This window comes from Aquimonas voraii (genome assembly GCF_900101825.1).
In the GTDB taxonomy this organism is placed as follows: Bacteria; Pseudomonadota; Gammaproteobacteria; order Xanthomonadales; family Xanthomonadaceae; genus Aquimonas; species Aquimonas voraii.
Genome location: NZ_FNAG01000001.1, coordinates 910746 through 932309, shown reverse-complemented (window position 1 = coordinate 932309; position 21564 = coordinate 910746). Strand labels below are relative to the sequence as shown.

The following is a 21564-nucleotide window of genomic DNA, read 5'->3' as shown; positions in this document are numbered from 1 at the left end:
TCTCGCGCAGGCTCAATCGCGCAGAGCATCCAGTTTCGCTGCACGCCGCCGTTCCTGGGGAAGCGATCGGTCGTCGCGGTAGAGGGCAGATTCCCAACTGCCATAGCTGGGATTCGGGAGGACGAACCACCGTTCACCGACCCATGGCAGGTATGGCGCCACGGCCGCATCGCGTCCCGAAGGCGAGTTGTCATGAACGGTGACCATGTCGACGATCTGGTCACCGACCTGCAGCAGCACGCGATACTCGCGGCCCACGAGTCGGCGCCGACATCCTTTCTCCGAGCCGACATCCACACAGCCGGACAGGCTGGCACCTAGACCCAGGAACTGGTCGTCGTTCTCGACCGGAAAGCCTACTGTCCGCAAATTGGCAAGAGTGGATGCATTGAGCGAGTGATCACGGTTGCTGATGTAGAAGACTCGAATGCCGCGGGCATTTGCCGATTTCGCGAAGGTGAGCGCTCCGGGCACGGGAACGGCTGATTCTTCGCGCACCCAGTCGGCCCAGGTGAGCGCACTGAAGTCGCGTCGTTGGCGCAACATCCGCGACTGGTATGGCGAATTGTCCAGGCAAGTCTCGTCGACATCGACGATGACTGCCGGCGGCAATCCGGCGAAGGGGCGGTCCCGGTCCTCATGGGTCAGTGCATCCCAATCCGGATTGGACAGTGCGCGGTCCAGTTGCCGTTCGGCCGCCCGATAGATGCCGAGTGCGGACAGTCGGTATTCCTGCGATGTCTGGTGCCACACGACCGCGTTGAGTCGGTCATCCGCTGGTGGCGAGGCCAGCGCATCAGGAACGCCCGAAGGATTCGATGCGCCGGATGTCTCTTGGGTTGGCAGACTCTGGCACGCGGTGAGCATCGACGCCAGTGCGAGGACAAGGATGCTCGGTTTGAAGTTCATCGTTCGCTCTCCGGTTTCAGCGGGAGATCCACCCGCAGTCAGTGCTTTCGCGGCGCTTCGATTTCACCGCGTCGCGCGAATTCAATCCAGTTCATCCAGTTCCCAACATCGTTCAGCCCGAATCGCCGACCACACCGTATTCCGTGACCTGCCGGGAATAGAAAAGATGCAGCGAATGCGCACTGAGCAGCGCGAGGAGATCGCGCGCCTCGACCTCGGTGACCACAAACTCCACCAGCACCGGCTGCTCGCCAGCCAGTTCGAAGAAGTGCTGCTCATGCAGGCGGCCGTCGCGGCCGTATCCGGCAATGGCGCGAAAGGCGGAGCCGCCGCGGATGCCCATCCGCTTGGCTTGCTCCAACAGCCACTCGTACACCAACAGCCCGCCATGCTTGCGGTTCTCGTAGGTGTAGAAACGCAGATGCCATCCGTTCATGCCCATCCTCCCACGCGGCCCAGAATCAACTTGACCGCGGCAATGCCAGTAAAGGTCGCCAACAACGAGCCGAAGACGTGAGCCAGGATCGTCGCCGCAGACCACACGAACTCGCCACGCAACAGCAGGGTCGTGGTCTCGGCGGAGAACGTCGAGAAGGTGGTCATTCCGCCCAGGAAACCAGTGGTGATGGTCAGGCGCAACGCCGGGGAGAGGGACTGGAAGTGGTCGAAAAGGCCTAGCGCGATACCCATGAGCAGGCATCCCACCGCGTTCGCAGCCAATGTGCCGAGCGGGAGCGTAGGGAAAACGGGATTCAAGGCCAACCCGAGCCCCCAACGAGCGAGTGCGCCAATGCCAGCGCCAACGAAAATGCCTGAGACGGAAGCGAAATCCATGACGACGCGACTCCTCGTTCGCTGTGATCGAGGACTCGTGGCGTGCATTTCATGGGCGCGCCTGCTCCTCGGGTGACCGAAAGGGCGGGCATCATCAGCCGGAAAGCGGCGGTTTGTCCTGCGGCGCAGGAATGGAGGAATGCCATCTCCAGAGCGGATCATCACGGAGTCCGGCACCGCGGTCAATGGCCGGCAGGGACACACGCCGACGCATCGTGCCGGTCGTGCAGATGGCTGGACACGGCTCCTCGGCGAGCGAGAGTTTGGGAGCGCAGCACCTGGACAGCGCGCAGAATCGGGCACCCGTGATGCACCCAGGGCACAATTCGCCTCCATGCTGACATCCCTGCGAACTCTGCCGCGCACTGTCTGGCTGATCGGACTCATCAGCCTGGTGAACGATTCGGCATCCGAGCTGGTGTACCCACTGGTGCCCCTGTACCTGACATCGGTGCTTCTGGCCGGCCCCAGGGCGCTCGGCATCATCGAAGGCATCGCCGAAGCCACGGCCAGTTTGCTGAAGCTGTTTTCCGGCGTGCTGGTTGATCGCACTCGACACACCAAGCCCTGGATCGTGGTGGGTTACGGCCTGGCCGCCCTCGGACGTCCATTGACCGCGTTCGTGACGAGTTGGCCGGGGTTGCTGGCCATCAGGTTCGCGGATCGGTTGGGCAAGGGCTTGCGCACATCCCCGCGTGATGCCCTGCTGGCGGGCAGCGTGGATGCCAGCCGCCGCGGACTGGCATTCGGTGTGCACCGCGCGATGGACAACGCGGGCGCCGTGATCGGCCCGCTGCTGGCGGCAGCGCTTCTCGCCAGCGGTGCGGCACTCAAGGATGTGTTCCTGTGGACCCTGGTGCCTGCGGTGGCTTGCGTGGGGCTGGCGATGTCCTTGCAGGAACCGTCGACCAAGCCTGAGTCTGCCGGTCGGCCGGTGACGCCGATTGGACTGACTGGCGGGCTGGCGGCCATGCCTGCAGCCTACCGACGCTACCTGCTCGTCGTGGCGCTGTTCACGCTCGGAAACTCCTCGAACATGTTCCTCCTGCTGCGCGCCAGCGAACTGGGCGTGCCGCAGGCGCAGATACCCCTGCTATGGGCGGCAGTGTCCGCGGTTGCGATGCTTTTCTCTGCGCCACTATCGGCATTGTCCGACCGGTACGGGCGTCGCCGCCTGCTGGTCTCGGGCTATCTGGCGTATGCCCTGTTTTACCTGGCGATGGGCCTGTGGCCTCTGCACGGCTTGGCACTGTTTGCGACGTTCGCTTTTTATGGTCTGTTTCTGGCGGCCACGGAGGGGGTCGAGAAAGCCCTCGTGGCCGACGTTGCTCCCGAGGATCTGCGCGGCACAGCATTCGGCTGGTTCAACATGACGGCTGGCGTGATGCTGCTGCCCGCTTCGGTGGTGTTCGGCTGGATCTACGAGGGAGCGAATGCCGAAGCGGCATTCCTGTTCTCCGCAGTTTGCGCAACGGCCGCAGCCGTGTTGTTGGTGTGGTGGGTACGTCCGCGGTGAGCATCGGATCCCACGCCGTTCGGCAAGCGCCGGCCCTCGGTTCTCACAACCCGATTGCTGCTCCAATCTTCAATTCCGACCGATCTCCGCGACACCCGCGTAACTGCGCGCCACGACAAGGGTTCTGCCGGTGCCGACCGCGGCCGGTTGGTGAGGGCAAGTGGAGAAGAGAGAGGAAAAGGGAGGCGAACCGGGCCACACTCTGGCGGTGTTCCTGGTACGCGTGGCACCGGCAAAACCGCGCGAAATCCCGCAACGACACGCGATTTCGAGCAACAAAAAACCGGCCTTGAGGGCCGGTTCTTGTCTACGGATTGGTGGAGCGGAGGAGGATCGAACTCCCGACCTTCGCATTGCGAACGCGACGCTCTCCCAGCTGAGCTACCGCCCCAAGAGCGGCGAATGATAGCCAGCGCTGCACCTGCTGCCAAGAGGGGCAGGGCGCAGCGAACCGTCGACCGTTCTCAGGCCTGCGCCCGTCGCGCCTGTTCTGGGGGCAGCAACGGGGCCAGGCGGGCCTCGAGAACCCCGCGGCGCCAGCCTGACAGGTGCTTCGACCAGCGCCCCTCGCGCAGCAGCGTCTCGAGGTGCCGACGCGAGGCCAGCATGGAATCCGCAATCTTGAGTTCGGCTGCGACCGTGGCGACTGCCTGCTGCAGCTTGCGCAGGAAATCACGCTCACTCGGCTCCGGCAGCTCGGCCAGCGGTATATCAAGCTCCTCGGCGGTCGGCTCGGCATTCGCCAGGTCGAAGAGCTCGTCACGACGGCGTCGCGGCGACTTGGGATTGCGGTCGAGCAGCTGCTCGAAGGCGCTTCGGTCCAGGGGCGCGCGCTGGGCGATGTCCACGGCGAGCCCGGTATCCAGCATCCAGCTACGCGGCCGGTTGCCGACTCTCGCCTGCCGGTCGCGCCACAGCAGAAGGCGTCGCAACCTGGCCTGGGCTGCGCGCGGCAGGCCTTGCGCGGGGCGCACGGCCAAGTGGGGCAGAGGGTCGTCGACTTCGACAGCCTGCTGGAGGGAACGCTCGCAGTCCTCGCGCAGCCATTCGCTACGCCCCAGCGCCTCAAGCCGGCGGGAGAGCTCCTCAAAGGGCTGCAGCAGGTAGCGCACGTCATCGGCCGCGTAATGCAGCTGCGATTCGCTCAAGGGCCTGCGCAGCCAGTCACTACGCGTCTCGCCTTTCTCCAAGGTGACGCCGCACAGCTCGGCCACCAACTTCTGGTAGCTCAGCGACGGATCCAACCCCGCGAGGCCCGCGGCGATCTGGGTATCGAACAGCGGCGCCGGCAGGCAGCCGTAGGCGTGATGAAGCGCCTGCAGATCCTCGCTGGCGCTGTGCATGACCTTCAGCGTGGGCGCATCAAGCAGCGCGCGCATCTCGGGCAAACGCCCGAGCCGCGGCGCGTCCAGCAGCAGCACCTCGCCGGGACGCCCGAGCTGCACCAGGGCGAGCTCGGGATAGAAGGTCTTCTCGCGCATGAACTCGGTGTCCATGGCGATCGGTCCTGAATCCCTGGTCCACGCGGAGAGGCGCGAGGCGTCGGCGGGCGTGTCGATCCACTGCATGCGGCGGTTCCTGGCTCGGAGAGGCGCCCAAGATAGCCGTTTTGCCTGCATCCTTTGAACTGGATCACGCTCACCGGCTTCGTACCCCCTCAAGATCGCGGGTCGGCCGCCTGACAGCGGCGTGAGACCGGTATCCGCGTGCCTGTGGCCGCGATCCGAGGATTCAACAATCCCGCACAGGGGCGGGGAGGAGGCAGGGTGGCAAAGCGTTTCATCGGTGCAGGCAGCAGTCTGGCTGCACTCCTGATCTTGTTGTCCGGATGCGGTGGCTCCGAGCCCTCCGCGCCCGATTCCGCCGGGGCCGGCGCCGCGCAACAAGAGGATCCGCGGCAGACTGCAGCCAACGAAAGCACCGAGACGACTGAGAGCGGTGCAGGCATGCGCCGCCGCTTGATGGATGCCACGGTCGCCCAGGAGTGGACGCCGGAATACGCCCCGTTGCCCAATTTCAACGTTACCGAGACCCTGGCGGCAGCCGAGCGAGCGCTCGCAGCGGGGCGCCTGGACGGCGCCGACGACACCGCCCTCGGCCTGTACACCGCGGTACTGCAGAACGAACCGGACAACGCCGCCGCGCGCGCGGGAATCGACCGCACCGTGAACGCGCTGCTGGAGCGTGGCGAGCAGGCGTTTGCGGAAGCGCGCTTCAACGAGGCCGTCCGCATCATCGGTGTGGTCACTCCACTGCGCCCCGACAGTCCGGCGCTGGCCTCGCTGCGCGCCAAGCTCGACTCAGGTCGCGAGGTCGCCAGCCTGCTGGCCGAAGCCCTGCGCCTGGAGCGCGCCGGCCAACTCGTCGAACCGGCCGGTGAGAACGCCTCCGAGATCTATCGCCAGATCCTCCGCGGAGACCCCAACAATCCGGGCGCACAGGACGGTCTGGCACGCGTGGAGCGATTGCTGGTGGAACGCGCCGCCAGGGCCGCAGAGTCGGGGAACTTCGGTGACTCCGAGCGCATGCTCGCTGATGCCGGTCGGGTCGCGCCAGGATCGGAAGCGGTCCAGGACGCCAGTGCCCGCGTCAACGAGCTGCGCGAGCAGCGCGTACGCGAGCTGCTGGGCGAGGCCAACGCCGCCTTGGAAGCTGGCAATGTCGATCAGGCCCAGGCAGTACTGGCGCAGCTTGAAAGCGAGTCCGCAAGCGCCGATGGCATCGAGCAGCTGAAAACCGCGATCGAAAGCGCCCGCAGCTATGCCTCGCTGCGTCCGGGGCAGAGCTTGAGTGATCCGCTCAGCGCCGGCGGAAGCGCACCCGAACTGGTGGTGATCCCGCTGGGCAGCTTCCAGATGGGCTCGCCCGACAACGAGCCGGACCGCAAGGGCAATGAGGGCCCGCGCTTCAGCGTGCGCATCCAGCGCGGCTTCGCTCTGGCCCGCTCGGAGACGACGGTGGGGCAGTTCCGCGAGTTCGTCCAGGCCACTGGCTATACGCCCAGCGCCAGCCAGAACGGCAGCTCGACCATCTATGACGAGCGCAGCGGCAGCATGACCGCGCGCAGCGGTGTGACCTGGGAGAGCGACCACAACGGCCGCCCTGCCGCCGCCAACCTGCCGGTGATCCATGTGTCCTGGGTGGATGCGAAGGCCTACGCCGACTGGCTGTCGCAGCAAACCGGCAAGCGCTATCGGCTGCCGTCCGAGGCCGAGTTCGAGTACGTGCTTCGCGCCGGCACGCAGACGCGCTATCCGTGGGGCGAGGGCAACCCGACACGCCTGGTCGGCAACCTCACCGGCGACCGCGATCGCAGCGATACCCGCCGCAACTGGGTCAATGCTTTCCCTGACTACGAGGACGGCTACTGGGGCCCAGCCCCGGTTCGCAGCTACGAGGCCAACCGCTTCGGCATCCATGACGTCAACGGCAACGTCTCGGAATGGGTGGAGGACTGCTGGCACGACAACTATCAGCGCGCACCCAGCGACGGATCGGCCTGGGTCAACCCGGGATGCAACCGGCGCGTGATCCGCGGCGGCTCCTGGGCCAGTTCGCCGGACCAGGCGCGCTCTGCCTTCCGCCTGACGGCTTCGCCCACGACGACCAATGCGCGTCTTGGCTTCCGCGTCGCGCGCGAACTCTGATCGCAGGGCATCACCGCAAAGCAAAGGGCCGCCCTCCGGCGGCCCTTTGCTTTTGGCGGGTAAGGCTTCGTGGGTCGAGCAAGGCGCAGGCAGCGGGCCTCAGTGCTTGCCGAGCTGCTGCACCATCAATTCCCGCAGCGCCTCATCCGAATCCGCCTGCGGCGGCTGCACCGCCTCCAAAGAGAACCCGAGCCCTTCGGCATCCTCGGCATCGAGCCCGTCATAGGCCCGGAACTCCGCATCCAGCAGGGCCGCGCGGGCGGAGTCCTCGCTGTCGTACGCCACCTGTCGGCCGTCGCAGTCAAACACCCGGGCGGTGCCTTCGGACAGCAGGTCCAGACGGGCCCAGATCAGGGTCTTGCCGAGGCTGGCCACCCACCACTGAGTGGAGATCACGCTTTCCACGTCGCTCATTGCGCTGCTCCAGTTGTACTGTGGTTCAGAGGGCGAGCAGCAGCAGGACTGCGCCGACCGCACCGAAGATCGCGCACCACAGCAGCACCTGGGCTGGGGTCGCCAGGCCGTTCAAATTCCGATCCTGCAGCGCACGGAAGCGCCCCTGCAGCAGGAAGCCAAGATAGGCCGGAGAGAACGCGTGTCCGCCCACGGTGGCCTTGCGGTCCTGCAGATGCCGATAGGCCAGCGGCCCGAAGATCAGATAGCCGGTCGCGCCCGAGAGGCCAATGCCGGTCACCAGCAGAAGCAGGAACATGCTGAGGATGTCCATCGCTGATCCTCAGTACTCGGCCTGACCCGGCGCGCGCGGGTAGGGGATGGCATCGCGGATGTTGGACAAGCCGCAGGTGTAGACGACGAGTCGCTCGAAGCCCAACCCGAAGCCTGCATGGGGCACCGTGCCGTAGCGACGGAAGTCGCGGTACCACTGGTAGTGGGCGGGGTCGAGGCCGAACTGCGCCATGCGTTTGTCGAGCAGGTCGAGACGCTCCTCGCGCTGGCTGCCACCGATGATCTCGCCGATGCCCGGTGCCAGCACATCCATGGCGGCTACCGTCCGGCCGTCGTCGTTCAGGCGCATATAGAACGCCTTGATGTGCTCGGGATAGTTCATCACCACCACCGGACGGCCGACGTGCTCCTCGGTCAGCCAGCGTTCGTGCTCGGTCTGCAGGTCCAATCCCCACTCGACCGGGAAGTCGAACTTGCGGCCGGACTTCTGCAGCAGCGTGATGGCCTCGCTGTAGTCGAGGCGCTCGAAGGGCGAGTCGATGAAGTTCTGCAGGCGGCTGATGGCGGTCTTTTCGATGCGCTCGGCGATGAAGGCCATGTCGTCGCCGCGCTCTTCCAGCACCGCGCGGAACAGATACTTGAGGAAGGCCTCAGCCAGGTTGGCATCGTCGTTCAAGTCGGCGAAGGCGATTTCCGGCTCGATCATCCAGAACTCCGCCAGATGGCGGGTGGTGTTCGAGTTCTCGGCGCGGAAGGTCGGCCCAAAGGTGTAGACCTTGCTGAGCGCGAGGCAGTAGGCCTCGACGTTGAGCTGGCCCGACACCGTCAGGAAGGCTTCCTTGCCGAAGAAATCGCGACTGAAATCGATGGCACCCTTGTCGGTGCGCGGCAGGTTGGCGAGATCCAGCGTGGATACGCGGAACATCTGTCCCGCGCCCTCGGCATCCGACGTGGTGATGATCGGGGTGTTGATCCAGTAGAAGCCGTTCTCGTGGAAGAAACGGTGCACGGCCTGCGCGAGGCAGTGGCGGATGCGGGTCACCGCGCCGAACAGGTTGGTGCGCGGACGCAGATGCGCCACCTCGCGGAGGAACTCCAGCGAATGCGGCTTGGGCTGGATCGGGTAGGTCTCCGGGTCCTCGACCCAGCCGACGACTTCTATGCGCTCGGCCTTGAGCTCAAAGCGCTGACCCTGGCCCGCGGACGGCACCAGCTCGCCGGTGGCGATCAGCGCGCAGCCGGCAGTGAGGTGCTTCACTTCCGACTCGTAGTTGGAAAGCTCCGCCGGCGCCACCACTTGGATGGGGTCGAAGCAGCTGCCGTCCGAGACGTTGACGAAGCTCAGACCAGCCTTGGAATCGCGCCGAGTGCGCACCCAGCCGCGCACGCTGACGGTCTGGCCGACATATTCATCGCCCTGCAGGGCGTCCACCACGCTGAGCACCGTCATGACTTCCTCTTGAACACCGCTAGTGAAAGGATTTGCAGGTTTGCAGACAGCCCGCAATCATAGCGGAAGCCCCTGCGCCCGAAGCGCCACACCAGACCGCAGCCTCAGAAAGGAATCAGACCATGGGTATCCACCTGACACCCGCCGCCGTCGAGCGCGTCCGCCAGTTCATCGAGCGTGAGCCCGGCAGCCTGGGCCTGCGCTTCGGCGTCAAGCGCACCGGCTGTTCCGGCTGGGGTTACACCGTGGACGTGGCGCGCGAGCTCAAGGCCGGCGACACCGTGGTCGAGCAGGACGGCGTCAAGGTGCTGGTCGATGAGCAAAGCCTGCCGCTGGTGGACGGCACCGAGATCGACTTCGTGCGCCAAGGGCTCAACCAGCAGTTCGCTTTCCGCAATCCGCAGGCCGCCGCCGCCTGCGGCTGTGGCGAGAGCTTCACCACCGCCGGCTGAGCCCGGCGGAGCGATTCCCGACGGCCTTCCCTGGCCCTGGAGGGCGTAGCCTTGCCAGCCCTGCGGGCTTGCGCTATCTTGCGCGGCTTGCCTGCGTCCTGCGCGGGCAACCTTGCCTTACCGCCGCCGGCGGAAGGCTTTCGCGCCGGCCAACGCCGGAGCGTCATCCACAAGGAGTCATCCATGCGTCACTACGAAATCGTGTTCATGGTCCACCCGGACCAGAGCGAACAGGTCCCGGCGATGGTCGAGCGTTACAAGACGCTGATCGAGAACGACGGCGGCAAGATCCACCGCCTCGAAGACTGGGGCCGCCGCCAGCTGGCCTACCCGATCGAGAATCTGGTCAAGGCCCACTACGTACTGATGAACATCGAAGTTTCGCAGGCCGTGCTCGATGAGCTGGTCGCGGGCTTCCGCTTCAACGATGCCGTGCTGCGCCACCTGGTGATCAGTCGCGAAGGCCCGGTGACCGAAGCCTCGTTGATCCTGAAGAGCAAGGACGAGAAGCCGGAGCGTCGTCGCCGCGACGACGATTCTGAAGGTGAGTCCGTCGGCGCCGAGCGCGCCAGCGAAGAAGCCGTCTAAGTCCCGGAGCGCATCGAAATGTCCAAGTTCTTCCGTCGCCGCAAGTTCTGCAAGTTCACTGCCGAGGGCATCACCGAGATCGACTACATGGATCTCAACACCCTGCGCCAGTACATCACCGAAACCGGCAAGATCGTGCCCTCGCGCATTACCGGCACCAAGGCCAAGTACCAGCGCCAGCTGGCTGCGGCCATCAAGCGCGCCCGCTTCCTGGCGCTGCTGCCGTACTGCGACAACCATTAAGCAGGTCGCGCGCGCCCTGCTGGGCCGCGCGCTTCTTCCCATCCATCGGACAGCCCTCGGGGCTGCGGCGGTCTCAGTACCGCCGCTAACGATCAGGAGCACCTCATGAAGCTTGTTCTGCTGCAAAAAGTCACCAACCTCGGCAACCTGGGCGACCAGGTCAACGTCAAGCCGGGTTACGGCCGCAACTACCTCGTCCCGCAGGGCAAGGCCGTGCCGGCCACCGCTGCCAACGTCGCCGAGTTCGAAGCGCGCCGCGCCGAGTATGAAGCCCGCGCCCGTGAACTGGCGGCCGGCGCCGAAGCCCGCCGCGAGCGTCTGGAAGGCGCCAGCGTCACCATCGCCGCCAACGCCTCCACCGAAGGCAAGCTGTACGGCTCGGTTGGCCCGCGCGACATCGCCGAGGCCTTCACCGCCGCCGGCCTGCCGCTGGAGAAGAGCGAAGTGGTGATGGGTGAAGGCCCGATCCGTCGCGTTGGCGAGTTCGACCTGGTGGTGCATCTGCACGCCGACGTCGAAGCCACGGTCAAGGTCATCGTGGTGCCCGAAGCCTGATAGGGCGACGCGCCATCGAGCGAACACGAACGGGCGCCGAAAGGCGCCCGTTTTTGTTGCGCCAAGCCGAGCCGGATGTCGGAGCCATCTCAAGTGATGAGATGTGCCCAGTTTATCCACAGGCTTATGCGCAACGGCGCAGCCGATGCCCCCCGTATGATCCCGGGTCCGCGCGCTGCGCCACCGCGCGCCGCTCGCCGCAGAGAATCCACAGCCCATGGCCGCAGTCTTTCCGGGGCGCAAGCCCGATCGCAATTTCCAGTCGCACGACGAGCGGGCCGATGGCCTGCGCGTGCCGCCGCATTCGATCGAGGCCGAACAGGCGGTCCTCGGTGGCTTGATGCTGTCGGGCGAGGCCTGGGACAAGGTCGCCGACAAGCTCACCGAAGAAGACTTCTATCGGCGCGACCATCAGCTCATCTTCCGTGCCATCGGCCAGCTGGCGGAACAGGGCCAACCCTGCGACGCGGTCACCCTGGGCGAGTGGTTCGACAGCCAGGGCGAGAGCGAGCTGATCGGCGGTGGCGCCTACATCGTCGAACTGGCCAGCACCACGCCCAGCGCTGCGAACATCGCGGCCTACGCGGAGATCGTGCGCGAGAAGTCGGTGTTGCGACAGCTCATCGACATTGGGACCAACATCGCCAACGACGGTTACCAGCCGGCCGGCAGGCCGGCGCGGGAGCTGCTGGAAGTCGCCGAGCAGCAGGTGTTCCGCATCGCTGAAGCGGGAAGCCGCGGGCGACAGGGCTTCCAGAGCATGCGCGCGGCGGTGAAGGACGCTTTTCGCGTGCTGCAGGAGCGCTACCAGAACCAGGGCAAGATCACCGGCCTGCCCAGCGGCTTCATCGATTTCGATGAGCACACGGCCGGCCTGCAGCCGTCCGACCTGATCATCCTCGCCGCACGCCCGGCGATGGGCAAGACCTCGTTCGCGCTCAATGTCGCCGAATACGCGGCACTCAAGACCAAGAAGCCGGCCGCGGTGTTCTCAATGGAAATGTCGGCCTCGCAGCTGGCCTTCCGTCTGATTTCCTCGCTCGGTCGCGTCAACCAGCAGGCGCTGCGCACTGGCCAGCTCGAGGACGAGGACTGGAGCCGGGTGACGCATGCGATCACCATGCTGTCAGAGGCCAAAATCTTCATCGACGATACCCCGGCGCTGTCGCCGACCGAGTTGCGCGCGCGCTGCCGCAGGCTTGCGCGAGAGCATGGCCTCGGGTTGATCGTCATCGACTACCTGCAGCTGATGCAGGTGCCGGGCAATCGCGAGAACCGCGCCACCGAAATTTCAGAAATCTCGCGCAGCCTGAAAGCTCTTGCCAAGGAGCTGAACGTGCCCGTGATCGCGCTCTCGCAGTTGAACCGTTCGTTGGAAAGCCGCACCGACAAGCGCCCCGTCATGGCCGACCTGCGCGAGTCCGGCGCGATCGAGCAGGACGCCGACATGATCGTGTTCATCTATCGCGACGAGTACTACCACCCCGAGTCGGGTGAGAAGGGCGTCGCCGAGATCATCATCGGCAAGCATCGCCACGGCCCCACCGGCACGGTCAAGTTGGCTTTCCACGGCAAGTACACCCGCTTCGACAACCTGGCCTCCGGAGGCTTTGCTGGGAGCTTCGAGTGAGCCGCGCCACTTCGGCCACCGTCCACACCGACGCGCTACGCCACAACCTGCAGCTGATCCGGCGCCGCGCGCCCGGCAGCAAGGTCATGGCTGTGGTCAAGGCGGATGGCTACGGGCACGGCCTGGAGCGCGTGGCGCGCGCCCTGCAGGGGGCGGATGCCTTCGGCGTGGCCGCACTCTCCGACGCCGAGCGCCTGCGCGCGGCGGGCTTGTCGCAGCGCATCGTGCTGCTATCAGGTCCTGACGAGCCGGACGATCTCGCTCTGCTGCGTCGCCTGCAGGTCGACGCCGTCATCCATCACGCCAGCCAGATCGAGCTGCTGCGCAGCGACGCCGGCGGCGCGCCGCTGCGGGTCTGGCTGAAGCTCGACACCGGCATGCATCGCCTCGGTTTTCCGGCCGAGGATGCCGCCAAGATCCACGCCACCCTGCGCGGCATGCCCACGATCGATCCCGACATCGTGCTCATGACCCACTTCGCGCGCTCGGACGAGTTCAAGTGTCCGGCCACGCGCGAACAGATCGCTCGCTTCGATGCGGCGACCGCAGGCCTTTCCGGGGAGCACTCGCTCGCCAATTCAGCGGGCGTGCTGGGCTGGCCGGAAGCGCATCGGCATTGGGTGCGCCCGGGTGGGGCGCTCTACGGGCTGTCCGCGGTGGAAGGGCAAACCGGTGCGGAACTCGGTCTGCGTCCGGCCATGACCCTGTCAACGCGGCTGATTTCGGTCAAGGAGATCCCCGCGGGGGCAGCGATCGGCTACGGCGGCAGCTTCGTCGCGCCGGCGCCGATGCGGATTGGAATCGCCGCCATCGGCTACGGCGACGGCTATCCCCGACATGCCGGAAGCGGGAGTCCGGTTCTGGTCGAGGGCGTGCAAGTGCCGACCGTCGGGCGTGTCTCGATGGACCTCATCGCCGTGGACATTACGGCATTGCCACAGGCGCGGGTCGGCTCTCCCGTCGAGGCCTGGGGCAGGGGGCTGGCCATCGAAACCGTAGCGGGCAGCGCTGGAACGCTCGGATACGAGCTGGCCTGTGGTATCACCCGGCGCGTACGCTTCATCGAGGAATAGCGATCTTCCTCGCGGACTTCCGACAGGTTGGAGAAAGGCGCTTGCGCTCGATCAAAGCGCGCCGGTAGCGGCCACTTAGACTGCCGCGCATTCGAATCCGGAGTCTGCGCCATGGCCGTTGAACTTTTCAGCACGTCCGAGCACAAGTGCATCGTCTTTCCCGATCTGGTACGCGGCGATGACGGCGTGCAGGCCAACCAGTTCCTGGTGGTGCACGGCGACAAATCCGCGCTGATCGATCCGGGCGGCGCCTTGCTCTACACCCCGCTCAACCTCGCGATGTCTCGCTACGTCCAGACCCGCGAACTGACCTACATCCTCGCCAGCCACCAGGATCCCGACATCATCGGCTCGGTGGATCGCTGGCTGATGTACAGCGACTGCACCATCGTCTGCTCGAAGCTGTGGGGCCGCTTCATCCCGCACAGCGTGCCGCACTACCAGAAGGGCGCGGGCGGCGACCGCTACCTGCTCGTGCCGGACGAGGGCATCGACATCCCGATGGGCAGCGCCCATCTGCGCGCACTTCCAGCGCATTTCCTGCATTCGGTGGGCAACCTGAGCTTCTGGGATCCGGTCAGCCGCATACTGTTCTCGGGCGACGTCGGCGCATCGATGGTGGCCTCCGGCACCGCCTACGCGCCCTACCAAGACTTCAGTTCAATGGTCGGCCGCATGGAGGGCTTCCACCGCCGCTACATGGCCGGGAATCGCGTCTGCCGGCTGTGGGCCGGCATGGTGCGCAAGCTCAAGCCCGAGATGATCGTCCCGCAGCACGGCCTGCCGATGAAGGGTGCCGCCATCGGCGACTTTCTGAGCTGGCTGGAGCAGCTGGAATGCGGCATCGATCTGCTGGGACCGGCGAATTACCGGGTTTGAAAGCCGGGATCGGGGGTTGGGGATTCGTGATTGGGGATTGGGTATTCGAAAGAGCGGGCTGCGGCGAGCCTGACTGGTACGGGGCCGCGACAAGGCGGCTCGAAAAGTCGAGGGCCCGCATCAGCGGGCCCTCGGAAACGAGTTGGATAAGAGCGAGCCGGATGGGGCGAGGCGACCCGCTGCTGCGAATCCCCAATCCCCAATCCCGAGGGCGCCGTCAGGCGCCCTTGTGCTTCGCCAGCCGCAGCCAGGTATCGACCACGGTATCGGGATTGAGCGAAACCGACTCGATGCCCTGATCGAGCAGCCACTCGGCCAGGTCCGGATGATCGGAAGGGCCCTGGCCGCAGATCCCGATGTACTTGCCCTTGGCGCGCGCAGTGCGGATCGCCATCGAAAGCAGCTTTTTGACCGCGGGGTCGCGCTCGTCGAAGAGGTGGGCGACGATGCCCGAGTCGCGGTCCAGTCCCAAAGTCAGCTGGGTCAGGTCGTTGGAGCCGATCGAAAAGCCGTCGAACAGTTCCAGGAACTCCTCGGCCAGAAGGGCGTTCGAGGGGAGTTCGCACATCATGATGATCTTGAGGCCGCTCTCGCCGCGCTTGAGGCCATTCTCTTCGAGCACTTCGATGACCTTGCGGCCCTCTTCCAGCGTGCGAACGAACGGAATCATGACCCAGGCATTGGTCAGGCCCATCTCGTCGCGGACCTTTTTCATCGCCCGGCATTCGAGCGCGAAGCAGTCGCGGAAGCTCGGGTCGACGTAACGGCTGGCGCCGCGGAAGCCGATCATCGGGTTCTCTTCGTGGGGCTCGTACTGCGTGCCGGCGATGAGGTTGGCGTACTCGTTCGACTTGAAGTCGGACAGGCGCACGATCACCGGATGCGGCGCAAATGCGGCCGTCAAGGTCGCGATGCCTTCGGCCAGTCGCTCGACATAGAAGCTCACCGGGTCCGCATAACCGGCCGAGAGCTCGTCGATCTTGGCCCTGATGTCGGCTGGCTGCTTGGCGTACTCCAGCAGCGCCTTCGGATGCACACCGATCTGGCGGGCGATCACGAACTCGAGGCGCGCAAGGCCGATGCCCTGATGCGGCAGCTGGGCGAAGTCGAAGGCGCGCTCGGGGTTGCCGACGTTCATCATGATCTTGAGCGGGGCAGGGGGCATGTTTTCGAGGTCAGTGACGATGCGCTCGAAGGCCAACTCGCCGTCGTAGATCAGACCCGTATCGCCCTCGGCACAGCTGACCGTCACGCGTGCGCCGTCCGGGATCCGATCCAGCGCATCGCCGCAGCCCACTACCGCAGGCACGCCCAGCTCTCGCGCGATGATCGCGGCGTGGCAGGTGCGGCCGCCGCGATTGGTGACGATCGCCGAGGCGCGCTTCATCACCGGCTCCCAGTCGGGATCGGTCATGTCGGCCACCAGCACATCGCCGGGCTCGACGCGGTTCATGTCTTTGAGCGAGCGGATGACCTTGGCGACACCGCTGCCGATCTTGTGGCCGATGGCGCGGCCCTGAGCCAGCACATCGGATTTTCCAGAGAGGTGGAAGCGCTCGATCTGGGTGGCGCGGGCGCGCGACTTCACCGTCTCCGGGCGCGCCTGAACGAGGTAGAGCTTGCCGGTCTGTCCGTCCTTGGCCCACTCGATGTCCATCGGGCGGCCGTAGTGCTCTTCGATGGTCAGCGCCTGGCGCGCCAGCTCTTCGACGTCGGCATCGCTGATCGAGAAGCTGCGGCGCAAGGCCTCGGGCGTGGCTTCGATGCGCACGCGCTCGCCGGGCTGGTCGGAGTAGACCATCCGCTGCTGCTTGGCGCCGATCTGGCGACGCAGCACGGCCGGCTTGCCCGCGCGCAGGGTGGGCTTGTAGACGTAGAACTCATCCGGATTCACCGCGCCCTGCACGACCATCTCGCCGAGCCCGTAGCTCGAGGTGACAAACACCGCGTCGCGGAAGCCACTCTCCGTGTCGAGGGTGAACAACACGCCGGAAGCGCCGATGTCCGAGCGCACCATCAGCTGCACGCCAGCCGAGAGGAAGACATCCTCGTGCTTGAAGCCGTGGTGCACGCGGTAGGCGATGGCGCGATCGTTGTACAGGCTAGCGAACACCTCCTTCACCCGATGCACCACCGCATCGACCCCGACCACGTTGAGGAAGGTCTCCTGCTGGCCTGCGAAGCTCGCATCGGGCAGGTCTTCGGCCGTGGCGGACGAGCGCACGGCGACCGAAACCTCGGTCGCGCCGGCCTCCTCGCAGAGGCGTGCGTAGGCAGTGCGAATCTCCGCGTCCAGCACCTTGGGCAGCGGCGCGTCGATCACCCAGCCGCGGATTTCATTGCCCGCGGCAGCGAGTGCATCGACATCCTCCACGTCGAAGGACGCCAGCTTGGCCTGGATGCGCTCGGCCAACTGGTTCTCGTGGATGAACTCCTGAAACGCCGAAGCCGTGGTCGCGAAGCCGCCAGGCACCGAGACGCCCAGTCCGCTCAGATTGCCGATCATCTCGCCGAGCGAGGCGTTCTTGCCGCCCACCTGGGCGAGGTCGGACAGACGAAGCTCATGCAGCCAGAGCACGTGCGCGTTCAATGGAGGGGCTCCTTCGATGGGAAAGCGTGAACAGCTTCAAATGCTGCGGCGCGGCAGCCGAGGCCGCGTATGATGATGGGCGCGTCCGGGAGGCACAAGGCCAATTCCAGTCCAGTCCGACGCAAGCAGCTAGAATCAAGGAGATAGCGGATGAGCTCGCAGCGCCCGGTGTTCTTCATCTCGGACGGCACCGGCATCACGGCCGAGACCATCGGCCACGCGCTGCTGACCCAGTTTGAAGGCGTCAGCTTCGATACCCAGCGCATCCCCTTCGTGGATACCTACGACAAGGCCCAGCAGGCCGCTGAACGGATCCGTCAGCGTGGCCAGCAATGCGGCCAGCGGCCGATCGTCGTCAACACCGTGGTCGACGGCACCCTGACCGACATCATCGCCGAGAGCGGCGCGCTGATCCTCGACGTGTTCCGGCCTTTCATCAGCCCCCTGGAAACCGAGCTTGCACAGCCCCGGCAGCCGCGGGTCAACAAGGCCCATGCGGTGGTCGATTACAACGCCTACGAGGCCCGCATCAACGCCACCAACTACGCGTTGACTCACGATGACGGCATCGACGTGCACTACGACGATGCGGATGTGATCCTCGTGGGAGTCTCGCGCTCCGGCAAGACACCTACCTGCCTTTACCTGGCCCTGCACTTCGGTGTGAAGGCGGCGAACTACCCGCTGACCGAGGAAGACCTGGAGGGCAGGGAACTGCCAAAGCGCCTGCGCCCCTACCGGAGGAAGCTGTTTGCCCTGACCATCGACCCCGAACGCCTGCGCCAGGTGCGCGAGGCAAGGCGTCCCGGCAGCCGCTACGCCAAGATCGAAACCTGCCGCAGCGAAGTGGCCCAAGCGGAAGCGCTGTTCAGGCAGGAGAACCTTCCGGTGCTCAGCACGACCCACACCTCGATCGAAGAGATCGCCAGCAAGCTGATGTCGACGCTGGGCATCGAGCGTCAGCTCTACTGAGGCGGCTTCCCGCACGGCCGGGACAGCGACGGGCGCCACGCTTACCTGCCGGGTGATCAAGCTCACGCGTGTTCGGGCATCCTGCGGTCACGCAGTGAGACTCGGGCCACGTGCTAGGCTCGCGCGCATGTCCCGACTGTCCGTCCTCCCCGTCACCGCGCTGCCCAATCGATTGGGCCAGCTCATGGATCGCTACGCCGACAACTATTGGCGTTTGGTGCGTCTGTTTCCTCTGCTCGATCTCGTGCCCGGCGGCTATCGCTCGCTCGCCAGTGATGGCATCGAACTGCAACTTGAGGTGATCGAGCGCCACAGCTACACCTTGGAGCTGCGCCTCACCTACGGACTGATCGACCCTGCCAGTGGCCGTCGCGACCCGTCGGCCATGGTGCGCATCTACACGGATGCCCGCCTTGCGGAAGTCACCCACTGCGAGGTCAGCCAGCGCTGGGAGGACATGCTGGGCCTTCGCAGCGTGGCGCGCGAACTGGTCGATGCGCGCATGCGAATGAACAGTTTTCTCGGGCGCTGGTTGGAATACTTGGAGGAGCGCGGTCACTCGCGCTTCACTCTGCGCTCGGCCATCGCGCTCGAAGCCGGCTCCGCGGGTGCGGACAGCGCCGCCTGAGAAAAAACCTCTCGGACAGGGCTTGACGAATCGAATTTCTCAGCTAAGATGGCGGTCTTTCCAGCACGTGGGGCCATAGCTCAGCTGGGAGAGCGCTACAATGGCATTGTAGAGGTCGCCGGTTCGATCCCGGCTGGCTCCACCACCTTCCTAGTCCCCATCGTCTAGAGGCCTAGGACACCTCCCTTTCACGGAGGCGACCGGGGTTCGAATCCCCGTGGGGACGCCATCAGGCACGAAAAGAGCCGCACCGGAAGGTGCGGCTCTTTTCGTTTGCGCGTCGAATGCCTCCCGACTCGCCGAATGCAGGGCAATTCGGCCGCTGTCGGCGAGACACACGCAAGGCCGAGGAAGCTCCGCGACATCGAATCGCACTGCGCGGTTGCCACACTGCATGACCTCGGCCATGCGCGCCGAAGCGCCGCGCCGTGGATCTAGCCCACGCTGGGTTGGTGCTGGCCCTCGAGCCATGTTGCTTGGGCACGCAGATCGGGGGAGAGGTGCACCAGATCTGCCCAAGCGCCCACTTCGATGCGTCCGCGTTCAGGCAGGCCAAGGAAGTCGGCGGGGTAGGTGGTGGCCATGCGCAGCACTTCCTCCAGCGCGATGCCGCTCTGCTCGCGGCAGACCCGCACAGCCGTGCACAAGTCGATGCAGGCGCCGGCAAGGGTGCCGTCTTCCGTTTCCAGACGATCGTCGCGGACCAGCACACGGCGGCCGTCGAGCATGAACTCGCGCATTGACGTGCCCAGCGGCGACATGGCGTCGCTGACCAGAAAACAGCGCTCGGGCTTCATGCGCAGCGCGAGCTGCAGGCTGGCCGGATGCAGATGGTGACCGTCGACGATCAGACCTGCCCACACGTCCGTATTCAGAAGCGCTGCGCCGAGCAGACCGGGTGCCCGTGCCGAGATCGGGTTCATCGCATTGAACAGGTGCGTGACGCCGTCGACTCCGGCTGCAAACGCAACCTCGGCCTGCTCGAACGTTGCCGCGCTATGGCCTGCGGAGAGGCGGATTCCGGCTGCGCGCAGTTCGCGCAGGAGGGGCGGCGCGACCGCCTCGGGAGCCAGCGTGATCAGCAAATGCGGCAGCCCGTGTGCGAGCAGCGCCGTGCGCTCCTCCGCCTGTATCTGCCGGAAGTTCTCCGCACGGTGCACGCCGCGCCGTTCGGGCGACAGATAGGGGCCCTCAAGATGCAGGCCGAGCACCCCCGGTACGCGCTGGGTGACGGCCTCGCGCGCCGCAGCAAGCGCCGCGCGCGTGGCCTCTGGGGTGTCGCTGATCAGCGTCGGGAGAATGCCCGTGGTGCCAAAACGGCGATGCGCCGCGGCGATGCGGCGCATCGCCGAAACACTGGAGTCATCGTTGAGCAGCACGCCGCCGCCGCCGTTGACCTGCAGGTCGATGAAGCCCGGCGCCAGCATGGCCTCGCCCAGATCCCATTCGGTCTGCGCTTGCGGCGCCCGTGCAGAGGGGCCGAGCCAGGCAATGCGGCCGCCGTCGATACCGACCGCGGCCTGCTCCAACCAGCCCTGAGTGCTGAGGACGCGGGCTGCGCGAACGAGCTGTTGCATCGAAACGACTCCGTAAGTCTGGGGGATCCGGCGGGTGCACGAGGCGGCACAGGGTAGGGCGCAAGCCGCCCCAGGCGTGGCGTCAACTCTGCCTGCTTTGCGCGCGTGATGCGGGTCGCGCCCACGCGTGCCATCAAATGCTCAGCCCAGTGCAGCCTGTGGGGCCCGAAAGGAGCTCGCCCAGTCGGCCGAAGCGAAGCCTGCGCTCTGGCTGGTTTCGAGAGAGAAGGATTCAGCGGGGCTGAAGGCTCCAGCGCGCAACGCGCGGTCAACCGGGTCAGTCAACGTATGTGGCACGCTGCAAACGGTCATGCACGGCGGCCCAGGCGGGGTCCGACGGCGGCGCCTCCACGGCGATCCAGTCGAGCGAGGCGCCATCCAGGGTGTGCAGCTCGGAATACAGCCGCTGCGCGTAGGCCGCGGCCTCCTTTGGCATCCGCACCTTGGCCTGCACTTGCACCGGGGGCTCGCCCAGCGCAAGCATCCCGCCACGGCCAGGCGGCAGTGCCTGACCCCGCTGCCACAGGAACAGCGGCGTGCGTGGCGCGTAGTGCCGCTGATGCTGGCCGGGGGAGTCCTGCACTGCACCAGATGCGTTGCTGGGCCGAGGAGGGTGCTTCAGGGCTGCACCCAACACCTGCTCGAGCAGAGCGGCTGGGATGGCGCCATGGCGGAGCAGGGTGGCTCCATCGGGCTCAATGCGCACCACGGTCGACTCAATACCGTAAGCGCAATCGCCGCCATCGAGGATCAGGTCCACGGCGTCGCCCAAACTGTGCTCGACATGCTCGGCCCGCGTCGGCGAGAGTTGCATGAAGCGGTTGGCGCTCGGTGCGGCAATGGGTTCGCCGAGCGCTCGGATCAAGGCCAAGGCTACAGGGTGCGATGGCAGCCGCACGCCAAGACGCGGGCCGCCGCCAGTCAACACGTCTGGCACATGGTCGGCTTTGGGCAAGACCAGCGTAAGCGGGCCCGGCCAAAAGGCTTGCGCAAGCCGCTGGGCGGCCTGCGGCCACTCTCGCAGAAGGCTTCGCGCTTGGTCGATGGACTCGACATGGGCGATCACGGGGCTGGTCGGGGGCCGCTGCTTGGCCGCGTAGACGCGTGCAACCGCCGTAGGATCGAGTGCGCGCGCGCCCAGCCCATAGACCGTTTCGGTCGGCATCGCCACCAGCCCGCCGGAACGGAGCAGATCGGCCGCTTGGGTGATCGTGGCATGTGTCGCAGGCAGGATGCGGGTCATGGGTTCCAACGGGGAAGCACGCAGGGCGGGAAGTGTATCGCTTGAGGGTTTCCGGGCTTTGCGGGCGCGCCCTTCAGATTGGACATAATAT

The 21564-nt window shown here is 65.9% G+C and carries 21 protein-coding genes, 3 tRNA genes and 1 riboswitch; of the genes, 13 read left to right on the top strand and 11 right to left on the bottom strand.

Annotated features, from left to right (window positions below; translation table 11 throughout):
* Positions 1–12: 12 nt before the first annotated feature.
* The 3 genes from BLP83_RS03945 to crcB form a co-directional block, all read right to left on the bottom strand.
* Positions 13–909, bottom strand: a complete 897-nt coding sequence (locus BLP83_RS03945; RefSeq protein WP_091239076.1) for a 5'-nucleotidase, lipoprotein e(P4) family — start codon at positions 907–909, stop codon at positions 13–15.
* Positions 910–1021: 112 nt separating this feature from the next.
* Positions 1022–1345, bottom strand: coding sequence for a DUF190 domain-containing protein (locus BLP83_RS03940; RefSeq protein WP_091239460.1), 324 nt, complete (start codon positions 1343–1345; stop codon positions 1022–1024).
* Entirely contained in the window at positions 1342–1743 is a 402-nt protein-coding gene (crcB, locus tag BLP83_RS03935) for a fluoride efflux transporter CrcB (protein ID WP_091239073.1), read from the bottom strand. The genes BLP83_RS03940 and crcB overlap by 4 nt, the downstream gene beginning before the upstream one ends.
* A 78-nt stretch (positions 1744–1821) precedes the next feature.
* Positions 1822–1902, bottom strand: a riboswitch (Fluoride riboswitch).
* A gap of 175 nt (positions 1903–2077) precedes the next feature.
* Between crcB and BLP83_RS03930 the strand changes: the two genes are divergently transcribed.
* Entirely contained in the window at positions 2078–3259 is a 1182-nt protein-coding gene (locus BLP83_RS03930; RefSeq protein ID WP_091239070.1) for an MFS transporter, read from the top strand.
* Positions 3260–3574: 315 nt separating this feature from the next.
* Here BLP83_RS03930 and BLP83_RS03925 read toward each other — a convergent pair.
* Positions 3575–3650 (bottom strand) — tRNA-Ala (locus tag BLP83_RS03925).
* A gap of 73 nt (positions 3651–3723) precedes the next feature.
* Positions 3724–4827, bottom strand: coding sequence for a ribonuclease D (gene rnd, locus BLP83_RS03920; protein ID WP_176763996.1), 1104 nt, complete (start codon positions 4825–4827; stop codon positions 3724–3726).
* Positions 4828–5205: 378 nt separating this feature from the next.
* On the opposite strand from rnd, the gene BLP83_RS03915 reads away from it, so the two are divergent.
* Positions 5206–6906, top strand: coding sequence for an SUMF1/EgtB/PvdO family nonheme iron enzyme (locus tag BLP83_RS03915; RefSeq protein ID WP_143006531.1), 1701 nt, complete (start codon positions 5206–5208; stop codon positions 6904–6906).
* Between the two features lie 99 nt (positions 6907–7005).
* On the opposite strand, the gene BLP83_RS03910 is transcribed toward BLP83_RS03915, so the two are convergent.
* From BLP83_RS03910 to asnS, 3 genes are read right to left on the bottom strand one after another with little or no spacing between them, the layout of a single operon-like run.
* Positions 7006–7320 (bottom strand): hypothetical protein, encoded by a 315-nt coding sequence (locus tag BLP83_RS03910; protein WP_091239062.1) that lies wholly within the window; start codon positions 7318–7320, stop codon positions 7006–7008.
* 25 nt (positions 7321–7345) lie between these two features.
* Positions 7346–7633 (bottom strand): hypothetical protein, encoded by a 288-nt coding sequence (locus tag BLP83_RS03905; protein WP_091239059.1) that lies wholly within the window; start codon positions 7631–7633, stop codon positions 7346–7348.
* 9 nt (positions 7634–7642) lie between these two features.
* Complete coding sequence (gene asnS, locus BLP83_RS03900; RefSeq protein ID WP_091239056.1) at positions 7643–9043, bottom strand: asparagine--tRNA ligase; 1401 nt, start codon at positions 9041–9043, stop codon at positions 7643–7645.
* Positions 9044–9165: 122 nt separating this feature from the next.
* Between asnS and BLP83_RS03895 the strand changes: the two genes are divergently transcribed.
* The 7 genes from BLP83_RS03895 (at position 9166) to BLP83_RS03865 (ending at position 14463) form a co-directional block, all read left to right on the top strand.
* A complete protein-coding gene (locus BLP83_RS03895) occupies positions 9166–9495 on the top strand; it encodes a HesB/IscA family protein (protein ID WP_091239054.1) in 330 nt (109 codons plus the stop codon).
* Positions 9496–9678: 183 nt separating this feature from the next.
* A complete protein-coding gene (rpsF, locus tag BLP83_RS03890; RefSeq protein ID WP_091239052.1) occupies positions 9679–10083 on the top strand; it encodes a 30S ribosomal protein S6 in 405 nt (134 codons plus the stop codon).
* Between the two features lie 18 nt (positions 10084–10101).
* Complete coding sequence (gene rpsR / locus BLP83_RS03885) at positions 10102–10326, top strand: 30S ribosomal protein S18 (protein WP_091239049.1); 225 nt, start codon at positions 10102–10104, stop codon at positions 10324–10326.
* 105 nt (positions 10327–10431) lie between these two features.
* Positions 10432–10881: a 50S ribosomal protein L9 gene (gene rplI, locus BLP83_RS03880; protein WP_091239047.1), complete on the top strand. Its 450-nt coding sequence runs from the start codon at positions 10432–10434 to the stop codon at positions 10879–10881.
* A 217-nt stretch (positions 10882–11098) separates the two neighbouring features.
* Positions 11099–12511 carry a replicative DNA helicase gene (locus BLP83_RS03875; RefSeq protein ID WP_091239045.1) on the top strand — a complete coding sequence of 471 codons (1413 nt, stop codon included), beginning with the start codon at positions 11099–11101 and terminating at the stop codon, positions 12509–12511.
* A complete protein-coding gene (gene alr / locus BLP83_RS03870; RefSeq protein WP_091239043.1) occupies positions 12508–13584 on the top strand; it encodes an alanine racemase in 1077 nt (358 codons plus the stop codon). Before BLP83_RS03875 ends, alr begins: the two co-directional genes overlap by 4 nt.
* 111 nt (positions 13585–13695) lie before the next feature.
* Positions 13696–14463 (top strand): oxygen-binding di-iron domain-containing protein, encoded by a 768-nt coding sequence (locus BLP83_RS03865; RefSeq protein ID WP_091239041.1) that lies wholly within the window; start codon positions 13696–13698, stop codon positions 14461–14463.
* 217 nt (positions 14464–14680) lie between these two features.
* Here the strand turns inward: BLP83_RS03865 and ppsA are convergent, their stop codons facing one another.
* Positions 14681–17053, bottom strand: a complete 2373-nt coding sequence (ppsA, locus tag BLP83_RS03860; protein WP_091239039.1) for a phosphoenolpyruvate synthase — start codon at positions 17051–17053, stop codon at positions 14681–14683.
* A 150-nt stretch (positions 17054–17203) separates the two neighbouring features.
* Between ppsA and ppsR the strand changes: the two genes are divergently transcribed.
* The 4 genes from ppsR (at position 17204) to BLP83_RS03840 (ending at position 18882) form a co-directional block, all read left to right on the top strand.
* Positions 17204–18025 carry a posphoenolpyruvate synthetase regulatory kinase/phosphorylase PpsR gene (ppsR, locus tag BLP83_RS03855; RefSeq protein WP_091239037.1) on the top strand — a complete coding sequence of 274 codons (822 nt, stop codon included), beginning with the start codon at positions 17204–17206 and terminating at the stop codon, positions 18023–18025.
* 127 nt (positions 18026–18152) lie between these two features.
* Positions 18153–18653, top strand: a complete 501-nt coding sequence (locus BLP83_RS03850; protein WP_091239035.1) for a DUF1249 domain-containing protein — start codon at positions 18153–18155, stop codon at positions 18651–18653.
* Positions 18654–18722: 69 nt separating this feature from the next.
* Positions 18723–18798, top strand: a tRNA-Ala gene (locus tag BLP83_RS03845).
* Between the two features lie 8 nt (positions 18799–18806).
* A tRNA-Glu gene (locus BLP83_RS03840) sits at positions 18807–18882 on the top strand.
* A gap of 205 nt (positions 18883–19087) precedes the next feature.
* Here the strand turns inward: BLP83_RS03840 and nagA are convergent.
* A complete protein-coding gene (nagA, locus tag BLP83_RS03835; protein WP_091239033.1) occupies positions 19088–20230 on the bottom strand; it encodes an N-acetylglucosamine-6-phosphate deacetylase in 1143 nt (380 codons plus the stop codon).
* Positions 20231–20507: 277 nt separating this feature from the next.
* Entirely contained in the window at positions 20508–21473 is a 966-nt protein-coding gene (locus BLP83_RS03830; protein WP_091239031.1) for an L-threonylcarbamoyladenylate synthase, read from the bottom strand.
* Positions 21474–21564: the final 91 nt, after the last annotated feature.